The sequence below is a fragment of the Formosa bonchosmolovskayae genome, assembly GCF_051016085.1.
Classification (GTDB): domain Bacteria; phylum Bacteroidota; class Bacteroidia; order Flavobacteriales; family Flavobacteriaceae; genus Formosa.
On sequence record NZ_CP174605.1, the window covers coordinates 1,883,865 to 1,903,336 of the forward strand.

At 33.2% G+C, this 19,472-nt stretch carries 15 protein-coding genes; 5 read left to right on the forward strand and 10 right to left on the reverse strand.

Translation table 11 applies throughout. The annotated features are described in order from the left end of the window. Positions 1-42 precede the first annotated feature (42 nt). Positions 43-807, forward strand: coding sequence for a polysaccharide biosynthesis/export family protein (locus ACKC83_RS07955; RefSeq protein ID WP_434037660.1), 765 nt, complete (start codon positions 43-45; stop codon positions 805-807). Positions 808-811: 4 nt separating this feature from the next. Further along, on the forward strand, positions 812-3,202 hold the full coding sequence (locus tag ACKC83_RS07960) for a polysaccharide biosynthesis tyrosine autokinase (protein ID WP_434037661.1): 2,391 nt from the start codon (positions 812-814) through the stop codon (positions 3,200-3,202). Positions 3,203-3,711: 509 nt separating this feature from the next. Here the strand turns inward: ACKC83_RS07960 and ACKC83_RS07965 are convergent. The 8 genes from ACKC83_RS07965 to ACKC83_RS08000 all read right to left on the reverse strand — a co-directional run bounded on the left by ACKC83_RS07965 (position 3,712) and on the right by ACKC83_RS08000 (position 13,999). Next, positions 3,712-4,281 (reverse strand): hypothetical protein, encoded by a 570-nt coding sequence (locus ACKC83_RS07965; protein ID WP_434037662.1) that lies wholly within the window; start codon positions 4,279-4,281, stop codon positions 3,712-3,714. Between the two features lie 165 nt (positions 4,282-4,446). Further along, positions 4,447-5,109, reverse strand: coding sequence for a ribulose-phosphate 3-epimerase (rpe, locus tag ACKC83_RS07970; protein WP_434037663.1), 663 nt, complete (start codon positions 5,107-5,109; stop codon positions 4,447-4,449). A gap of 134 nt (positions 5,110-5,243) precedes the next feature. Then, the gene (locus ACKC83_RS07975; RefSeq protein WP_414036221.1) at positions 5,244-6,107 is read right to left on the reverse strand and encodes a sigma-70 family RNA polymerase sigma factor; all 864 of its coding nucleotides are present in this window, start codon (positions 6,105-6,107) and stop codon (positions 5,244-5,246) included. Positions 6,108-6,407: 300 nt separating this feature from the next. Beyond that, positions 6,408-8,636 (reverse strand): polyribonucleotide nucleotidyltransferase, encoded by a 2,229-nt coding sequence (locus ACKC83_RS07980; protein WP_414036220.1) that lies wholly within the window; start codon positions 8,634-8,636, stop codon positions 6,408-6,410. 142 nt (positions 8,637-8,778) lie between these two features. After that, positions 8,779-9,048 (reverse strand): 30S ribosomal protein S15, encoded by a 270-nt coding sequence (gene rpsO, locus ACKC83_RS07985; RefSeq protein WP_382384154.1) that lies wholly within the window; start codon positions 9,046-9,048, stop codon positions 8,779-8,781. A 145-nt stretch (positions 9,049-9,193) separates the two neighbouring features. Continuing rightward, positions 9,194-10,051 carry an acetyl-CoA carboxylase, carboxyltransferase subunit beta gene (gene accD / locus ACKC83_RS07990; RefSeq protein ID WP_414036219.1) on the reverse strand — a complete coding sequence of 286 codons (858 nt, stop codon included), beginning with the start codon at positions 10,049-10,051 and terminating at the stop codon, positions 9,194-9,196. Positions 10,052-10,280: 229 nt separating this feature from the next. Then, positions 10,281-11,348: a class II fructose-bisphosphate aldolase gene (fbaA, locus tag ACKC83_RS07995; RefSeq protein WP_434037664.1), complete on the reverse strand. Its 1,068-nt coding sequence runs from the start codon at positions 11,346-11,348 to the stop codon at positions 10,281-10,283. Between the two features lie 125 nt (positions 11,349-11,473). Further along, a complete protein-coding gene (locus tag ACKC83_RS08000) occupies positions 11,474-13,999 on the reverse strand; it encodes a BamA/TamA family outer membrane protein (RefSeq protein WP_434037665.1) in 2,526 nt (841 codons plus the stop codon). A 105-nt stretch (positions 14,000-14,104) separates the two neighbouring features. On the opposite strand from ACKC83_RS08000, the gene ACKC83_RS08005 reads away from it, so the two are divergent. Then, entirely contained in the window at positions 14,105-14,839 is a 735-nt protein-coding gene (locus ACKC83_RS08005; RefSeq protein ID WP_434037666.1) for an RNA methyltransferase, read from the forward strand. On the opposite strand, the gene ACKC83_RS08010 is transcribed toward ACKC83_RS08005, so the two are convergent. Beyond that, positions 14,826-15,650 (reverse strand): porin family protein, encoded by an 825-nt coding sequence (locus tag ACKC83_RS08010; RefSeq protein WP_434037667.1) that lies wholly within the window; start codon positions 15,648-15,650, stop codon positions 14,826-14,828. The two genes, ACKC83_RS08005 and ACKC83_RS08010, sit on opposite strands and share 14 nt — an antisense overlap. 1 nt (position 15,651) lies before the next feature. Then, positions 15,652-16,380, reverse strand: coding sequence for a bifunctional demethylmenaquinone methyltransferase/2-methoxy-6-polyprenyl-1,4-benzoquinol methylase UbiE (gene ubiE / locus ACKC83_RS08015; RefSeq protein ID WP_414036214.1), 729 nt, complete (start codon positions 16,378-16,380; stop codon positions 15,652-15,654). A 136-nt stretch (positions 16,381-16,516) separates the two neighbouring features. Here ubiE and trkA point away from each other — a divergent pair, with 136 nt between their 5' ends. Beyond that, the gene (trkA, locus tag ACKC83_RS08020; protein WP_414036213.1) at positions 16,517-17,866 is read left to right on the forward strand and encodes a Trk system potassium transporter TrkA; all 1,350 of its coding nucleotides are present in this window, start codon (positions 16,517-16,519) and stop codon (positions 17,864-17,866) included. Positions 17,867-17,869: 3 nt separating this feature from the next. Further along, the gene (locus ACKC83_RS08025) at positions 17,870-19,363 is read left to right on the forward strand and encodes a TrkH family potassium uptake protein (protein WP_414036212.1); all 1,494 of its coding nucleotides are present in this window, start codon (positions 17,870-17,872) and stop codon (positions 19,361-19,363) included. Positions 19,364-19,472 lie beyond the last annotated feature (109 nt).

The following is a 19,472-nucleotide window of genomic DNA, read 5'->3' on the forward strand; positions in this document are numbered from 1 at the left end:
TTATTCAACTTATAATTGTAAATTAAAAAAAAATCGTATTTAATGAAGTTATTTAGATTAGTGGGCTTAATCTTGTTTTTTTGTATAATAAATTCTTGTTCTACACGTAAGGAAATATTATATTTTCAGGATTATGAGAACATTCCAAAGGATGTAATTAATTCTTCCCCTAAAATTCAAATTAATGATATTCTATCTATTAATGTAAATTCATTAATTCCGGAGGCAGCAGTTCCGTATAATAGAGATGTTTCTAGCGGAGGGGGCTCTCAAATAACCGTGCCTTTAAAATCTATAGGATATTTAGTTTCTAGTGATGGTTCTATTACTTTTCCTATTTTAGGGAGTATTGTTGCCACTGGTAAAACAACGAAAGAACTAGAATCTGATATTAGGAAAATTTTAATAGATGAGGGACATTTAAAAAATCCTACGGTTATTGTAAGTATTATTAATTCAAAAATAACAGTTTTAGGAGAAGTTGGTAAACCTGGGACAATAACCTTTGAAGAAGAAACAATTACTTTGCCTCAAGCATTGGGGTTAGCTGGAGATTTAACTATTAACGGGGTTCGTGAGGACGTAATTATTATACGTGAGGTTGATGGTGTTAGAACTGTAGGGCATGTTGATATGACAAAAACCGACTGGTTTACTAGTCCGTTTTATACGCTTAGACAGAATGATGTGATACTCGTTAATCCAAATGGTCCGGCTGTTAAGCAGGCAGGATATATTACGAGTATAGGAGGTCTGTTTGGTCTAGTTTCTTTTATCATTACCTTAGTATTATTAATAAAGAGTTAAACTAATGAGTGAAGAATTTTTAAATCATAATTCAGAGAATAGTAATTCTGGTATTAATATAAAAGAAGAAATTTTAAACTATTTACACTATTGGAAATGGTTTTTGTTTAGTCTTACAATTGCAATTTTAGCTGTATTTATCTATTTAAGATATACACCTGAAACGTATTATTCTTATGCAAAAATAAAAATTTTAGACGAATCCAAAGGGTTAGAATTATCTACGCAAGGTGGAGGATTGTTTACAGATACTAAAAATTTGGATAATGAAATTTTAGTAATAAAATCCACGCGATTGCTTAAGAAGGTGGTTGATAGTTTAGATCTACATATTAGATATTTTGTTGAAGGGCAATTTACTTCTAAAGAGCAGTGGAATGGACCGTTTAAATTACTTGGTGTCCAGCCTAAAGATAATGTTTCAAGTGCAGAATATTACATTGAGATTACAAATGAAGGGTTAATTGTTAGTCAAGGGGATGAGCATGTAAATGAATTTATAGTAGACGGTTATAATCTAAATAGCCCTAAGGATAATTTTCCTTTTTTAATTCAATCTCAAAGTTGGATTACTAAATATATTGGTGCAACTTATAAAGTAGTTATCGTACCACTAAATTCTGCTGCGAATCAACTTTCTGGGGCCATTTCGGTATCAAAGGTAGGATCAACAGATATCTTGCAATTATCAATGCTAGGTGAAAACAAAAAGAGGTCTGAGGTAGCTCTTAATAAAATTTTAGAACAATTTAATGAAGATGGAGTAAGTGATAGACAATTAGTTTTTCAAAGAACAATAGACTTTGTCGATGACAGATTTATGTATTTAGCAGAAGAATTAGACTCCATTGAAGATAATAAAAAAGAATTTCAACAAGATAATAAGTTTGTTTCTTTTGCCGATGATGCGGGTTATAGTTTAGGTAAACGTAATACGACAGAAGAAGCTATATTAGAATTACAAAATCAGATTGCTTTATCTAAGTTATTAGAGAATCCACTAAATAGCGGAGATCTTAGTACTTTAATGCCAGAAAGTATCGGTCTTGAAAGTGTTAATACAAACGGAATCATATCACAATATAATACTGTAGTTTTAGAAAGAGAAAATTTAATTTCAAGTGCGGGAGTTAATAATCCGAAAGTCGTAGCGTTAAATGGCCAGTTATTGGAACTAAGAAATAGTTTGAAAAAATCTTTACAAGGGTATTATGAACAATTGAATCTTTCTTTAAAGCGCTTAGAAAAAGAAGAAAATACTGCTATCGATCTGGTTAGGAGAATGCCTGAAAAAGAAAAGAAATTGCGTGCAATCGAACGTCAACAAAATCTTAAAGAAAACTTATATCTATTATTATTACAGAGGCGGGAGGAAGCTGCAATTAACTTAGCCATTACTTTACCATCCATAAAGGTTGTGGAGTATGCTTTTAGTTCTAATAGGGCTGTTACACCTGATGCAAGAGGTATGTACACTAAAGGTGCTTTAGTTGCATTGTTGCTACCATTGGGGATTTTGTTTTTAGTATTTAAGTCTGATACTAAGATTTACGATAAGGCAGATATTTCTAATCTCTCCCGAAATATTCCTATTGTAGGGGAAGTTCCTGAGCTTAAAACAGATGATAAATTATTCGAAAACCCGAATGACAGGACCATTTTAGCGGAGTCTTTTAGAATATTGAGTACGAATTTAAAATACATTCTAAAACCTAAAGCAGATAATTCGGGGCATATAATATATGTAACTTCAACGATTAAGGGAGAAGGGAAAACTTTAGTATCCGTTAACTTGGCCTTGGCCTATTCGAGTATAAATAAAAAAGTTTTACTAATTGGAGCAGATTTAAGAAACCCAAAAATTGCTGTTGCGGATGGGGACAATAAAAATAAGGGACTATCAGATTTTCTTTTTCAATCGTCGGCTAATTGGAAAGATTACCTGCAGAAAAGTAAATACAATGTTAATTTTTTAGATGTATTAACAGCTGGTACTATTCCTCCAAATCCAACAGAGTTATTATCAAATGGTAAATTAAAAGAGCTATTAAATGAAGCTAAATCATCATATGATTATATAATTATTGATACAGCACCTATAATGCTTGTTACCGATACATTGTTAATTTCTCAATATGCAGATGCTACGATTTATGTTGCTCGAGCTGGGTTTACTGATAAAAAATTATTAGGATTTTCAAGTGAATTATATACCACACAAAAACTTAACAATATGGTTTACGTTGTTAACAATATTAGTGATTCTAAAACATCTAAAGGGTATGGCTACAATTATGGTTATGGATATGGCTATGATAATGATGAAATTGCTTTGAAAAAATATTCTTGGAGTTGGATTAAGAATGAAATAAAAGAGGCTATTAGGAAATTTTAGTTAAGTTCTACGTAATACAATTTAAATTTAAAAACTCAGATGATTTAATCTGAGTTTTTTTGTGCTTTTTAGAAAACAGTCTCCTCTTCAATTTATTACCTAAGCATTCTTAAATGCGAATTGGAGCTTCGTAAGACGTGTTCAGGGGTGAGTTAAACTAGAGATATATGTCAAATAAAATCGTGTGAGTCAGGCAATATCTATAAGTACCGGAAATTAATTTTTGCTTTTGAATGTATCAGATATAACACGTAGATTAAACTTCTTTAGTTAATAGCGATAAGCTTATAAAAAACAATTTAGATTTATATTAGGTTGTTAATACTTTTAGCATCATTATTTTACCAATTAGCTTTAATTTCGTGATAAATGCTTAAAGCTTTTCAATTGTTAGTGATTTAATCAGGACTGACGCTAAATTAGTACAGATAAAACATATGAGATGATTTCAAAAAAAAAAGTAGAACAAATATATTTGTTCTACTTTTTTTTTGAAGTTAAGGTTGTTATTATAGTCTATATAATACTTCTAAGCTATGAATGAAATTGTTGTTGGCATATACTTTGTCATTGTCAAAAGCAAATTTTGCTAAACTTTGAATTCTAAGTCCCCATTGTGGAGAAAACCAATATCTTAACCCAAGGGCTACGTTTCCTGATCCATTGGATTCGTCTGCAACATTGTAATAACCGGCACCTAAACCTACGAAAGCGTCTAAATTTTCATTTTCAGCGATATATTCATCAAAATAAAATTTAGCATTAACATCAAAAGATACATATGTTCCACCTTCAATTATTCCTCTTCCGCCATGTGCACCGTCTTCATAAACTTCGTCAATACTGTTAAAACTTAACATTGGACTAATAGTAAAATCTTCATCAAATCTATATTCAGCACCAAAAGTAAACGGATTATTAAAACTCCACTTCTCAGTACCTTTTAAAGGATCTTGAAATGCACTATTGTCTAAAACATTAATACCAGCACTAAATACCCACGTTTCACGACCTCTAAATTGGCTGTAGGCTAATGTGCTAAACATTAGAAAAAAAAGTATAATAGTAGTTTTTTTCATAATTAAAATTTTTATTAAAAATAATATTTAATTGTTTATAATTGGGGTTATTTTATTATTTATTGATAATCGACGGATTTTTTACTTTAAATACAATTAAATAAATCTTGAGCTAACATAATCAAAATTTATTAGTCACTTAAGTGTCAATTCGTTAATTAAATATTAAGAATTAATAGCGCTTTTTAAATTGGAGATCGTTTTTAGTTGATCTGTGCTTTTAAAAACATAACTTCCTGCTACTAGAACATCTGCCCCACATTCAATTAAAGTTTCTGCATTCTTATCTGTAACACCACCATCTATTTCTATTAGTGTTGTAGCTCCTTTTTGCTCTATAAGTTTCTTTAATTGTTTTACTTTATTGTAAGTGTTTTCAATAAAGCTCTGACCTCCAAAACCAGGATTTACACTCATGATTAAAACAACATCAACATCATTAATTATATCTTCTAATACCTTAATGTTTGTGTGCGGATTTAAGGCAACACCAGCTTTCATGCCTTCAGCTTTTATAGCTTGAATTGTGCGATGAAGATGTGTACAAGCTTCATAGTGTACAGTAAGAATATCACTACCTAACTCTGCAAAAGTTTTAATATATCGGTCTGGATCCACTATCATTAAATGGACATCGATAGTTTTTGTGGCATGTTGAGATATGGCTTTAAGAACAGGCATTCCGTAAGAAATATTGGGAACAAAAACACCATCCATTATATCGATATGAAACCAGTCTGCTTCACTATTATTAACCATTTCAACATCACGTTGGAGGTTGCCAAAATCGGCAGCTAAAATAGAGGGAGCAATTAATTTTGAAGTCATTATAGTAAGATTTTTGGCAAATGTAATATAAAAAAATGAACCTTCGGTAATCAGCCGAAGGTTCTTTCATCAATCAAAAAACGAACAGTTTTTATGCTCTTTAAGAGCTTTAACCGTTTGTTACTTTCTTTAGGTTATCCTAAATATGTTTTTAATATTTTGCTACGAGACGTATGTTTCAATCTACGTATTGCTTTTTCTTTTATTTGTCTTACACGTTCGCGTGTTAAATCGAATGTTTCACCAATTTCCTCTAGCGTCATTGGGTGCTGATTTGCTAATCCGAAATATAAACGAATAACGTCTGCTTCACGTGGTGTTAACGTCTCTAACGCACGTTCTATTTCTGTACGTAAAGACTCATGTAACAGTTCGCGATCTGGATTAGGCGATTCCCCACTATTTAATACATCGTATAAATTTGAATCTTCTCCTTGTACAAGAGGTGCATCCATACTGACGTGACGGCCAGAATTTTTTAAAGACTCTTTAACATCGTTAATGGTCATATCTAATTCTTTGGCAATTTCCTCAGGACTTGGCGGACGTTCATGAGATTGTTCTAAAAAAGCAAAAGTCTTATTGATTTTGTTAATAGATCCAATCTTGTTTAATGGCAAACGTACAATTCTTGACTGTTCTGCTAAAGCTTGTAAGATAGACTGACGAATCCACCATACAGCATAAGATATAAATTTGAACCCACGTGTTTCATCAAAACGTTGTCCTGCTTTTATCAATCCTAAGTTACCTTCGTTAATTAAATCTGGTAATGTTAGGCCTTGATTTTGATATTGCTTTGCTACCGAAACCACAAAACGTAGGTTAGCCTTTGTTAACTTTTCTAAAGCTACTTGATCTCCTGCTTTAATACGTTGTGCTAATTCTACTTCTTCGTCTGCGGTAATTAAGTCAACTTTTCCAATTTCTTGAAGATATTTATCTAGCGAAGCTGTTTCTCTGTTTGTAACCTGCTTCGTAATTTTAAGTTGTCTCATGTAAAGTTCTCCTGTAAATTAAGTGAATACTCCTTTGTCTTTAGTTATACGTAAGGTTTATTATAAATGTTACAAAAGTTTTGAATTATTTTATTGGGATGCATTGTTTTTTATAAACTAGACTTGTTTCAACTAAAATGGTCCTTTTAAATTTTCTAATTATTTTAAATTAAAAAACATGAAATTAATAAGTTAATTCTGAGATTTCAAATATGTCTGAGACTAGATGTTCCTAAATGAAAAAAGCCAACCCTGTACGAACAAGGTTGGCTTTTTGGTATGATATGAAAAAATCTAAAATTAATCGTCTTTTCTTTCTCTAGGTTTTCTATCGTCACGTCTGTTGTCACGACCTCTATTATCTCTAGGTTTTCTATCGTCACGATCGCGTGGTGGTCTTGCTACATAACCTTCTGGTTTTGGCAAAATCGCTTTACGAGATACTTTTTCTTTACGTGTTTTAGGGTCTGTTCCAAAGTATTTTACATCGAATACATCGCCCATATTAACAACATCAGAAACATTCTCTGTACGTTCCCAAGCTAACTCACTTACGTGTAATAAAACTTCGTTCCCTGGTGCTTCTGTATACTCTACAACAGCTCCAAAATCTAACATTTTAATTACTTTAACTTCGTAAACGCTACCCACTGTTGGTTTAAATAATAAAGCGTCTATTTTTGCTAATACAGCATTAATACCTTCACTACCTACACCTAAAATTTCAACAATACCTTCTTCAGTTACTGGATCTTCGTTAATAACGATAGTCGTCTCAGTTTCTTTCTGCATTTCTTGAATTACTTTTCCTCCAGGTCCAATTAAAGCACCAATAAATTCGTTAGGAACGCGACGCGTAACCATTGTAGGCGCATGTTCTTTAACACTTTCGTTTGGAGTAGCAATAGTATCTGTAATTTTACCTAAGATATGTAAACGACCTTCACGAGCTTGTTTTAGTGCATTCACTAAAATTTCGTAAGACAATCCTTTAATTTTAATATCCATTTGGCAAGCTGTAATACCTTCAGTAGTACCTGTTACTTTAAAGTCCATATCACCTAAGTGATCTTCGTCTCCTAAAATATCAGATAATACTGCGTAACGGTCGCCATCAGAAATTAACCCCATAGCGATACCAGAAACAGGTCTTGTCATTTTAACACCAGCATCCATCATTGCCATTGTTCCAGCACAAACGGTTGCCATAGAAGAAGAACCATTAGATTCTAATACCTCAGATACTACACGTACTGTGTAAGGGCAATCTGCAGGAATCATTCCTTTTAATGCACGTTGTGCTAAGTTACCATGACCAACTTCTCTACGAGATGTTCCTCTTAATGGTCTAGCTTCACCGGTACAGAAAGGAGGGAAGTTATAATGTAAATAGAAATTTTCTTCGCCTTCGTAAGATGGCATATCTATTTTGTTAGAGTCTCTAGATGTTCCTAAAGTAACAGTTGCTAAAGCCTGAGTTTCTCCACGAGAAAAGATTGCAGAACCGTGAGTTGAAGGTAAATAATCTACCTCACACCAAATTGGTCTTATTTCGTCAGTCTTTCTTCCGTCTAAACGTAAGCCTTCGCTTAATGTTAATTCACGAACAGCTTCTTTTTCTGCTTTACTATAATAACCGCTAACAAGATGGCCAAATTCTGCCATTTCTTCTTCTGTGAAAGACGCTTTAACTTCTTCCTTAACTTCTGCAAATGCATTAGTACGCTCTACTTTAGACGTTCCTTGTTTTGCAATAGCGTAACATTTATCGTATGCTAAATCGTGTATTCTTTTTTCTAATTCTTCGTTAACTTCTGCAGGAGTATATTCGCGAGTTTCTTTTTTACCAAAAGCTTCTGCTAAACGTACTTGAGCATCAATTTGAACTTTAATTGCTTCATGAGCAAATTTGATAGCATCTGCCATCTCTTCCTCAGAAATTTCATCCATTTCACCTTCAACCATCATTACAGAATCGTAAGATGCTCCAATCATCATTTCGATGTCAGATTCTTCTAATTGTGCACGGGTTGGGTTAATAACAAATTCTCCATTAATACGACCAACTCTAGCTTCTGAGATTGGACATTCGAAAGGGAAATCTGATAATTGGATGGCTGCCGAAGCGGCTAAACCTGCCATAGCTTCTGGCATAACATTTTCGTCATGAGACATTAACTGAATCATAACTTGTGTTTCTGCGTGATAATCTTTTGGGAATAACGGACGTAAAACACGGTCTACTAAACGCATAGTTAATACTTCACCGTCACTTGGTCTTGCTTCTCTCTTGAAAAAACCACCTGGATAACGACCAGCAGCAGCAAATTTTTCACGATAATCTACCGTTAATGGTAAAAAGTCGACATCTGCTTGCTTGTAATTTGAAACAACTGTACATAATAACATACACTTTCCAGATTGTACAACAACGGATCCATGAGCTTGTTTAGCTAATTTTCCGGTTTCGATGGTAATTTCTCTTCCATCACCAAGGTCTATAACCTCTTTAAAAACTTTTGGAATCATAAATTTTTTTATTCTAATTAAACAATGGTCGTTGTGTTGTAGTTGTTGTGTGGGTGACCAATGAAAAACTAAGTAATAGCTTTTTATCTTATCTCTTACGAGACGTGTAAACTAAAAAAAGAGGCATAAAGCCTCTCTTTTCTTATTTTCTTAATCCTAATTCTTTAACAATGGCACGATATCTTAAGACATCTTTCTTCGTTAAATAATCTAGTAAGCTTCTTCTCTTACCTACTAACATTACTAAAGAACGCTCAGTATTATAATCTTTACGATTCTTTTTTAAGTGTTCTGTTAAGTGATTAATTCTTTGTGTAAACAAAGCAATTTGCCCTTCAGCTGAACCAGTATCGTTTTTCCCTTTACCGTGTTTAGCAAACATTTCTTGCTTTTCTTCTTTTGATAAATACATTCTAATATTATTGTAAATGATTGTTATGTACACGAAAGCGTATCTTTCGCGCTGCAAATATAACAATATTATATAATTTAATACTGTATTTGTGATCTTTTATGAAGATGATAAAAAAAGAAACAAACTGCTCGCTTTCTAATTACTAAGCTCTTATAGGCTGATTTGTAATTAAATCGATGTATAAGTTCACTTTGTTTTTTAATTCTTTACGGTGTGTAATAAAGTCTAAGAACCCATGTTCTAACAAGAATTCTGCAGTTTGAAAACCTTCAGGAAGTTCTTTCCCTGTAGTATCTCTTACAATTCTTGGACCTGCAAAACCAATTAATGCTCCAGGTTCGCTAATGTTTATATCTCCTAGCATGGCAAAAGAAGCTGTTGTACCTCCTGTTGTAGGATCTGTACATAAAGAGATGTAAGGAATTCCAGCATCGGCTAATTGAGCTAGTTTTACAGATGTTTTTGCTAATTGCATTAAAGATAATGCGGCTTCCATCATACGTGCTCCTCCAGATTTTGAAATAATCATTAAAGGAATCTTGTTTTTAATAGAGTAATTAGCGGCGCGTGCAATTTTTTCTCCAACTACACTTCCCATAGAACCTCCAATAAAGCTGAAGTCCATACAGGCAATAACTATATCTTTACCTTTAGACTTACCAACACCAGTTCTAACAGCATCTTTAAGATTTGTTTTGTCTTGTGCGGCTTTTAAACGGTCTGGGTATTTTTTTGTGTCCTCGAATTTAAGAGGATCCTTAGATGTAAGATTAGCATCTAATTCTTTAAAGGTATTGTCGTCGAAAAGTATTTCGAAGTATTCTTTACTCCCAATTCTAACATGATATCCATCTTCTGGACTCACATAAAAATTCTCTTCTAATTCGTCGGTATCTACAATTTTACCTGTTGGAGATTTGTACCAGAGCCCTTTAGGGATGTCCTTTTTCTCGTTGGTGGTGGTAGTAATACCTTTTGTTTTTCTTTTAAACCAAGACATATTGATTTTATTTTATTTATCCGGAAGATATATACCTCCGAATTGTTTTGTTTAGCGTTAATCTAAAAGACATAAAAGTGTTGGTTTTTATGTCTTTTAGAGAGAATATTTTGTAAATATAACAGAAAAATAAACAAGAATAGTATTTGGTTAATTCCGTTTTTACTATGCTATATTCTTGCCAAAATTAAAATTTTGTTTTTAATAATAGCAAAACGCTGCGATTTTTTTATAATGTATTCACATTATTTAAATCTTCAAATGCCTTTTTTAAGCGTGCTACAAAGGTTTCTTCACCTTTTCTTAGCCAAACTCTAGGGTCGTAATATTTTTTATTTGGTGAATCTGATCCTTCAGGATTACCAATTTGTGCTTGTAAATAGTCCTCTTTTTCTTTCATGTAATCACGAATACCTGTCATAAATGCATATTGCATGTCTGTATCGATATTCATTTTAATTACACCATAGCTAATTCCTTCTCTAATTTCTTCAACAGTAGAACCAGATCCACCATGGAATACAAAATCGATGTGATTATCTTCTACACCGTATTTTTTAGAAATATATTCTTGAGAATTTTTTAATATTTTTGGAGTTAGTTTTACATTTCCTGGCTTGTAAACACCGTGTACGTTACCAAAGGCTGCAGCAATTGTAAATTGGTCACTTACTTTGCTTAACTCTTCGTATGCATAAGCTACTTCTTCAGGTTGTGTGTATAATTTAGAATCGTCTACATCTGTATTATCTACACCGTCTTCTTCTCCTCCTGTAATACCCAATTCGATTTCTAAAGTCATACCCATTTTGCTCATGCGTTCTAGGTAAGATTTACAAATTTCCATGTTCTCTTCTAAAGGCTCTTCAGAAAGATCAATCATATGTGAACTAAATAAAGGTTTTCCGGTTTCTGCGAAGTGTTTTTCACTAGCATCTAACATACCGTCTATCCAAGGTAATAATTTTTTAGCACAGTGGTCTGTATGTAAAATTACAGGAACTCCGTATGCCACAGATAATTCGTGTACGTGTTTTGCTCCTGCTACAGCACCTGCTATTGCTGCTTTTTGATTTTCGTTACTTAATCCTTTTCCTGCATTAAAAACAGCACCTCCATTAGAGAACTGAATAATTACTGGAGCATTCAAAGCTGCTGCAGTTTCTAAAACACCATTAATAGTATCAGATCCAATTACATTTACAGCTGGAAGAGCAAACCCCTTTTCTTTAGCAAGTTTAAAAATTTCTTGTACTTCTTTCCCGGTTGCAACTCCCGGTTTAATATTATGTCCCATAGTAATTATTTTTAATTATTGTGAATGTTGATTATTACCAAATGTAATACTTTTATGTGTTTTTTTTAAGTTTTGAAGCCTTTAACTAGGCGAAAATCTCCGAAAACGATGTATATTTTAAATTTCTAAAACGGATAGTTAATTCCCACATTATAAACGGCATTACCAAAATTATAGTCCTTAAACCATCTATCGCCTTCGGAATATGAAGGGTCGTAGGTTTTAAAACCAACGTCGAATCTAAATACTAAAAAGCTAAAATCGTAACGTAATCCAATTCCGGATCCAACGGCAATATCTTTTAGGGAATTAAAACTATCGAATGTAGAGGCTTCGTCCTCAATATTGTCGTACACATTCCAAATGTTTCCTATATCTACAAACAACGCACCGTATAAATCTTCGAATACATTAAATCGATGCTCTACATTTAACGCCAATTTTAAGTTAGCTTCATTAAAATCGTCATTGCTTTGAGAACTACCAGGTCCTAGGTCGTAGGCAGTCCAGGCTCGGTTGTCGTTAGCCCCTCCTGCAAAGAAACTCTTAGCAAATGGTATGTTGTCTGAGTTCCCGTAAGGTATAGCAATTCCGAAAAAGCTACGTACAGCTAGGATGTTTTGATGTCCCAAATCCCAATGCTTTGTAAAGTCTAATTCTGTTTTAATATATTGAGAATACGCCACATTAAATAACTCGTATTGCTCGTCTTCGTTTTTTGGTGCATTAGAAAGTTTAGAACCTAAGGCTGTTAAATTACCAGCAGATTCTAATTTAAATCTGAAAATGAAAAAGTCTTCATCCGAAACATTTCTACGGCTATCCTTAATAAAGGTATAGGCAGAAGAGATAATTAAGTTGTTTTCGGTTAAACGAATCATACGTTCGTCTATATTGTTAACCGTTTGTATATCGTCGTCGGAAATGTTATTAGGAGGATTCGGCCCTAAGACTTCGTCTATAAATTCGTTTGTACCATCGGGAATAGATAAATCTTCGTCGTCTTCTATGTAACCTATATCGTGAGCAATGTCGTCTAGAGTATCATAAGATGTACTATAAACATTAAAATAGTTATCCGGATTTAGGTTTCGAACATATTGAACATTAAATAGGTCTAAAGCTTGAGTAATACCACGCTTAGGTCTCCAATTGTAATTTAAGGTTCCAGTAAAAGATCGTTTATCTAAACCTACATTTTTCTGACTAGCGATAGAAAGTCCAACACGCGTTGTAGGGGACATGGTTTTCGGGATAAGACTATCTGTTCTTATCGGGAAAAATATTCTAGGAATAGTAAGTTTTAAATCTGCTCCTATTTCATTAATGTCAAAAAACACATCTTGATCATTGCTAGCGTCTTTAGAGGCTCCAATAGATGCAAAACCAGAAAGTTCTAGCGTTTCTGCTCCTTTAAAAATATTCCTAGCCAATAAACTTGGGTTTACCGAAAAACCGATAACCTGAATATTACTTGTCGATACTTCTGTCGCAAACCCTAAATTAAACTTCTTTAAAGGTGTTAAATAAATATTGGTAGTAAGAGTAGAGTCTGGGTTTTCTACATATTTAATGTCTGGATATTTAAATGTTTTTAATTCACTTAAATGTTTATAAGTTCGAGTTCTATCTATATCACTAAATACATTTCCAGGATTTATAAATACGGCATCGGTAAGCGCTTTTGGTCTAAAAGCTATTTTTTCGGTACCGTACAAATTAAATCCATTGTATGTAATAGAATCCTGAATTGTAGACTCTCTATTTTCGTGAGATGAATCTGTGTAAATATTTACATCTTTAATTTTGTAAACTTTAAACGGTTCTCGGAATGTTGAATCTATACCTTGACGGCTAAAATTCTTAATTTGAACTTCAACATTCATTTTTTTATTGGTGTTAATGGTGTCGACCTGAAAAATGACATAATCTTGACTAAACTGATAGATTCCGTGATTTCTTAAATTGGACGTAATTCTATCACGCTCTGCTTCAAAATTATCTGTGGTATAGCGCTGTCCTGTTTTAATTAATGATCGTCTTTTAAAACGATTGTAGATTGTATCTACAACAGGCGACATTATTTTGGTAGAAATACTATCAATTTTATATGGTGTACCTAAGTTTACTTGGTAGTTAACTTCTACTTTTTTCTTAGATTTTATAATGGTGTCGTAACTAGCCGTTACATCAAACCAACCGTTATTAATATAATAGTCTTCTAAGCGTTTAACCGATTTTAGGGCTCGAGGTTCGCTAATTAATGTAGGCGCTTCTCCAGTAGTTTTTAACCAAGAATTTAAATTTTTTCTAGAATTTATATATTGATACAATTGCTTTTTAGATAAAAAACGTTCTAAACGCTCGCGATGTTTAGCAGTTTTGTTTAATCGAGCATCAATTATAGAGTCTATATTTGGGCGCGCCAGATTATAAATATATAAGCGAATAGGCAATCCTAACATGGTCTTGTTAGGCTCCTGATAAAGTAGGTTGTCTATCTTTTCGGAGGTGTTTTTAACGCTATCTACATAGATGGTGTTATTCACCAAAAGTAAATCGTTTTCTCCGACGTTTTTGACGGAGTTACAAGCCGTAATTAAACCTGTTAATAAAATAAATAATACTATTTTTGAGAACCTTTGTTTCAAGTATATTCTAGAAATTAAAAACATTTAAAAGACTTGTGTTATGTTTGCAATCGTATTAGGCAAACACAAATAAGTTGCTTACGAAATCAAAAATACATTATTTGAATGTTATCGAAAAATCAAATAAAACTAATTAATAAATTAAAACTTAAAAAGCACAGGTTAGAGTCCAATGTGTTTGTTGCTGAAGGAATTAAGACAATTAAAGAATTGTTGCAATCCGACTTAAAACTACAGCATTTATACACAACAGAATCCTTTAATTTAAATTTGCCTTTAGAAACACTTATTTCTGAAACAGATTTAAAACGCATTAGCTTTTTAACAACCCCGAATCAAGCGCTTGCTGTTTTCGAAATTCCAGAAACAAAACAAATAGATGTGTCACAATTATGTGTCGCGTTAGACGATGTGAGAGATCCTGGGAATTTAGGAACCATTATTAGATTATGCGATTGGTTTGGTATTAAGGATTTGATTTGTAATATTGGTACCGTAGATTGTTATAACCCGAAAGTGGTGCAGGCAACTATGGGGTCTATAACACGTGTAAATATTAGTTATTTAGATTTAGACCGTTTTTTAAAAGATACAAAGGTTCCGGTTTACGGTGCTTTTATGGAAGGTGAAAATGTATATACGCATCGCGAACTTTTAGATGCTGGTATTTTAGTAATGGGGAATGAAGCCAACGGCGTATCTAAAAACATTGAAGCCTTAATAACCGAAAAAATCGCTATCCCTAGATTTGGAGAATTAAAAGCTACAGAAAGTTTAAATGTGGCTACGGCAACGTCTATTTTACTAAGCGAGTTTAAACGCCGAACTATTGAAAAGTAAAGTTTATAAAAATCCCTTGAGTCTTCATACTAGCAATATTATCCGTCCACGGACTAGGACCATTTAAAGGATCATCTCTAACAAGCTCATCATTTATTGCAAATACGCCTCGAATAGATGGTGTAAATTTAAAGTATGGTAAATAGAAATCTATACCAAGACCAACTTCGTAATAATAGGTATATCGTTTCATTCTAAATTGGCCATCACTGTTATCTTCCCTAGTGTCTTCGTTGCTATTTAAGTTTATAGACATCGATGCACCACCCATAATAAAAGGCTTAAAATTGTTGATGCGTTTGGCCGAAAATTTCACTAATAACGGCAAATGTATGTAAGTAGATCTTATTTCTCGTTCTAATACATTTTGTGGGTCATTTTCAAAATCATAGTTTGTAGTAAACGAAGATCCAAAGTAAGGAACACTATTGTTATTAGAATCTATATAGTTATAACCTTGAAAATGATAGGCGTTATAATGTAATGTTCTATTGGTAATATATAGTCCAGGCTCAAAGCGTAAATCTATATAATCGTTAATCCTCATATTTCCTAATAGACCCACACTAAAACCAATACTTTTGTCTATTTGAATATCTGTACGGTCCAACTCTCCATTATCTGTTGTTGCACTAATATTGTCGTTATAATCAAAATCAAAGCCATAATTATTAAAACCTAAATAATAGCCATAGCTAAATCGGTCTTTATCGAAATTCTCATTGTGTAAAATCCGTTCGCGACTAAATAACTGTGCAAAACTAGATTGGGAAATCAGGATAAAAAATACAATTACAACTAGTTTTCTCATATTACTGTTTAGATGATGTATAAATGGTAGCGACTCCAAATGTTTGTGGGAAAGCTTTAACACTAGTAAACCCAACTTTCTTTAAAATATTGTTCAAAGCTTCTCCATGAGGAAAAACAGCGGCGGAATCGCTAAGATATTTATAAGCACTTTTATCTTTAGAAAAAAGTTTTCCAATAGCTGGCATAATGTTATTGGTATATAATTTATACCCTTGTTTAAAAGGTGTTTTTACAGGAACCGAAGTTTCTAGAATCACAAAAATTCCATTTGGTTTTAATACACGCAGAATTTCGGCTAAACCTTTTTCTAAGGTTTCAAAATTTCTAACGCCAAAAGCAACTGTAATAGCATCAAAAGCATTGTCTTCGAAAGGCATATTTTCAGAATCACCTAAAATCATTTCAATAGTGCCTTCTAATTTTTTTGCTTTAATTTTTTGCACTCCAACTTCAAGCATTCCAGGACTTATATCTAATCCTATAATTTTTTCAGCATCAGTTTCAGCTAAGTTAATCGCTAAATCTCCAGTTCCAGTAGCAATATCTAAAATAGAGGTTGGATTGGTGTTTTTAACCAATTCGACTACTTTTTTGCGCCATTTAATATCAATACCAAAAGAAATTACACGGTTTAAATCGTCGTAAGTGCCTGAAATATTATCAAACATTTTAGTGACTTGTTCTTTCTTACCAAGGTCACTGTCTTTATATGGATTTACTTTTGTCAAATCAAAAATTTTAAGCAAATATAAGTTATTCACTATGCATTAGGAAACTTGCAAACAAATAATTATATTAATTGTAAAAGCATACAAGAATTATAAATTCTAGTATATTTGTTTTACTTTTTACGATAGACTACACATGAAAATTATCATTGCAGGCGCTGGTGAAGTTGGGTTTCATTTAGCTAAACTTTTATCTTACGAAGCTCAAGAAATTACTCTAATAGATGTTAATAAGGACAGCTTAACAAAAGCCGATACCCATTTAGACATAAAAGTAATTAAAGGCGATTCTACATCAATCTCAATTCTGAAAGATGCAAGAGTATCCGAAAGCGACCTTGTTATTGCCGTTACTTCTTCCGAGACTACTAATATCACAGTTTGTGTTTTGGCCAAACAACTTGGTGCTAAAAAAACCATTGCCAGAATTTCTAACACAGAATTTATTAATCATAAAGAAGAAGTTGGTTTTACTAAATTCGGTATTGATGAATTGATTTCGCCAGAAGCTTTAGCCGCCTCGGAAATTAAATTACTGTTAGACCAATCGGCTTTTAATGATAGTTACGAATTTGAAGGCGGTGCTTTAACTATGTTAGGTTTAAACCTATCTAGTAGAATGACCTTTATTGGGAAAACCGTGAAGGAAGCTGCACAAATTTTTCCTGAAATTCACTTTGTACCTATAGCTATTCAGCGTTTTGGAACTCAATATACCATTATCCCTAGGGGAGATACGGTGTTTAAACAAGGCGATAATGTCGTGTTTATTACTTCCGAAGGTGGAGCAGAAGAACTTTGTAAGCTAACAGGTAAAATGCATACGGAAGTTAAAAACGTAATGATTCTTGGTGGAAGTAAAATTGGTTATAAAGCGGCTCGCGATTTAAGTAATTCTTCTACACGTGTTAAACTGATTGAAAAAGATAAAGAACGTGCTTTTGATGTAGCCGATGAATTGCCAAAAGTATTGGTAATTAATGGCGATGGAAGAAATGTAGATTTACTGGAAGAGGAAAATCTGAGTGATATGGATGCCTTTATTGCCGTAACCGGAAATTCCGAAACCAATATCATGTCATGTTTAGTGGCTAAATCTAAAGGTGTAAGAAAAACGATTGCTTTAGTAGAGAATATGGACTATTTCGAATTGTCTCAATCTATAGGTATCGATACACTTATTAATAAGAAACTTCTAGCAGCAAACAACATTTTTAGATATATACGAAAAGGTGATGTTGTTGCCATGACTAAACTTAACAACATGCACGCCGAGTTGTTGGAATTTAAGGTGAAGTCTAAATCTTTAATTTGTAATAAAATTATTAAAGAAATAGATTTTCCGCGTTCTGCGATTATAGGGGGTATTATTAGAGATGGAGAAGGTATCATTGCCTTAGGAGATTTTAAAATTAGTCAAGGAGACCGAGTGGTTGTATGTTGTTTACCACAATCTATAAAACAAGTAGAAAAACTTTTTAGGTAGCATATGAAACTTAATTATAAAATTATTTTTCATTTTTTAGGATTACTGTTATTATTTAATGGTGGATTTATGTTGTTGTCGGCATTAGTTAGTTTCCTATATAATGATGGGGTAACCATGCAATTGTTCTACTCAGGAATGATTCCTATTATGATGGGAGCTGTTATGATGTTTGCAACTAAAGATCATAAAAAAGAAATGAACAAGCGTGAAGGGTATATTGTAGTGACTTTCGGGTGGCTTGTTATGACCTTGTCTGGAACGCTTCCCTATATTTTAACGCAAAGTATTCCTAATTTTACAGATGCCTTTTTCGAAACCATGTCTGGTTTTACTACCACGGGTTCATCTATAATCCATGATATAGAAATTATCCCGTATGGTGTGCTGTTCTGGAGAAGTTTAACACATTGGATTGGTGGAATGGGGATTATCGTATTAGCGGTAGCTATATTACCGTTGTTAGGAATAGGAGGAATGCAGCTTTTTGCTGCTGAAGCTCCAGGACCTAGTGGCGATAAGTTACACCCTAGAATAACAGATACAGCAAAACGTTTATGGTTAATCTATTTCGGGTATACTTTAGCTGAAACCTTATTACTATGGCTCGCAGGTATGACTTTCTTTGATGCTATTAACCATGCAATGGCAACCTTATCTACTGGTGGGTTTTCTACTAAAAATGCAAGTGTAGCATATTGGAATCATCAACCTATTATACAGTATATAATAATTACTTTCATGTTTTTAGCAGGAGCCAATTTTGTATTGAGTTATTTTGCTTTTAAAGGAAAAATCCAGAAAATATACAAAGACGAAGAGTTTAAATTGTACAGCTGGTTTATTGCTATTTTTACTACAATTGTGGCGTTCATTATATATTTTAGAGCAGATTTAGGAATGTCTTCTATAACACACCCAATGGTTTGGGGGCAAGCAGAAAGTGCCTTTAGACACGGACTGTTTCAAGTACTATCTATAATTACAACTACAGGGTTTGTTTCGGCAGATTATACCTTATGGACTCATTTCTTAGTTGTGTTTTTCTTTGGATTAATGTTTCTAGGAGGTTCTGCAGGTAGTACGGCAGGAGGTGTAAAAGTTGTAAGACATTTAATCATGATTAAAAACGGCTTTATAGAATTTAAACGTTCGCTTCATCCTAATGCAGTACTGCCAGTACGCTATAATACTAAAGCGGTATCTGGAGATATTGTATTTAATGTATTAGCCTTTTTTATACTCTATATGTTGTCCTTTATTATAGGGGCTTTAGTGTTCTCTATGCTTGGTATTAATTTCGAGTCGGCGGTAGGTTTATCGGCTTCTAGTTTAGGGAATGTTGGACCTGCTTTAGGGAATTTTGGTCCTGTTACTAATTATGCGGCTTTACCGGCAGTAGGGAAGTGGTGGTGTAGTTTTTTAATGCTTATTGGGCGTTTAGAACTGTTTACTGTACTTGTGTTGTTGACTCCTTTCTTTTGGCGGAATAGGTAAATAAATAACTAACTGAAATAAAATTTATAGACGTGCGATCTTGTACCGTTTAAAATAATAATAAGGAATAGCGTTTTCTGATTCAATTGAACTTCGACGATTGAAAATT

Excerpts from the sequence above, each read along its gene's own strand:
- ACKC83_RS07980 (WP_414036220.1), bottom strand. The coding sequence starts at position 8,636 with ATGATTCCAAAAGTTTTTAAAGAGGTTATAGACCTTGGTGATGGAAGA.
- ACKC83_RS08025 (WP_414036212.1), top strand. The coding sequence starts at position 17,870 with ATGAAACTTAATTATAAAATTATTTTTCATTTTTTAGGATTACTGTTA.
- ACKC83_RS07965 (WP_434037662.1), bottom strand. The coding sequence starts at position 4,281 with ATGAAAAAAACTACTATTATACTTTTTTTTCTAATGTTTAGCACATTA.
- rpsO (WP_382384154.1), bottom strand. The coding sequence starts at position 9,048 with ATGTATTTATCAAAAGAAGAAAAGCAAGAAATGTTTGCTAAACACGGT.
- ACKC83_RS08010 (WP_434037667.1), bottom strand. The coding sequence starts at position 15,650 with ATGAGAAAACTAGTTGTAATTGTATTTTTTATCCTGATTTCCCAATCT.
- fbaA (WP_434037664.1), bottom strand. The coding sequence starts at position 11,348 with ATGGGACATAATATTAAACCGGGAGTTGCAACCGGGAAAGAAGTACAA.
- ACKC83_RS07975 (WP_414036221.1), bottom strand. The coding sequence starts at position 6,107 with ATGAGACAACTTAAAATTACGAAGCAGGTTACAAACAGAGAAACAGCT.
- trkA (WP_414036213.1), top strand. The coding sequence starts at position 16,517 with ATGAAAATTATCATTGCAGGCGCTGGTGAAGTTGGGTTTCATTTAGCT.
- ACKC83_RS08005 (WP_434037666.1), top strand. The coding sequence starts at position 14,105 with ATGTTATCGAAAAATCAAATAAAACTAATTAATAAATTAAAACTTAAA.
- accD (WP_414036219.1), bottom strand. The coding sequence starts at position 10,051 with ATGTCTTGGTTTAAAAGAAAAACAAAAGGTATTACTACCACCACCAAC.
- ACKC83_RS07960 (WP_434037661.1), top strand. The coding sequence starts at position 812 with ATGAGTGAAGAATTTTTAAATCATAATTCAGAGAATAGTAATTCTGGT.
- rpe (WP_434037663.1), bottom strand. The coding sequence starts at position 5,109 with ATGACTTCAAAATTAATTGCTCCCTCTATTTTAGCTGCCGATTTTGGC.
- ACKC83_RS07955 (WP_434037660.1), top strand. The coding sequence starts at position 43 with ATGAAGTTATTTAGATTAGTGGGCTTAATCTTGTTTTTTTGTATAATA.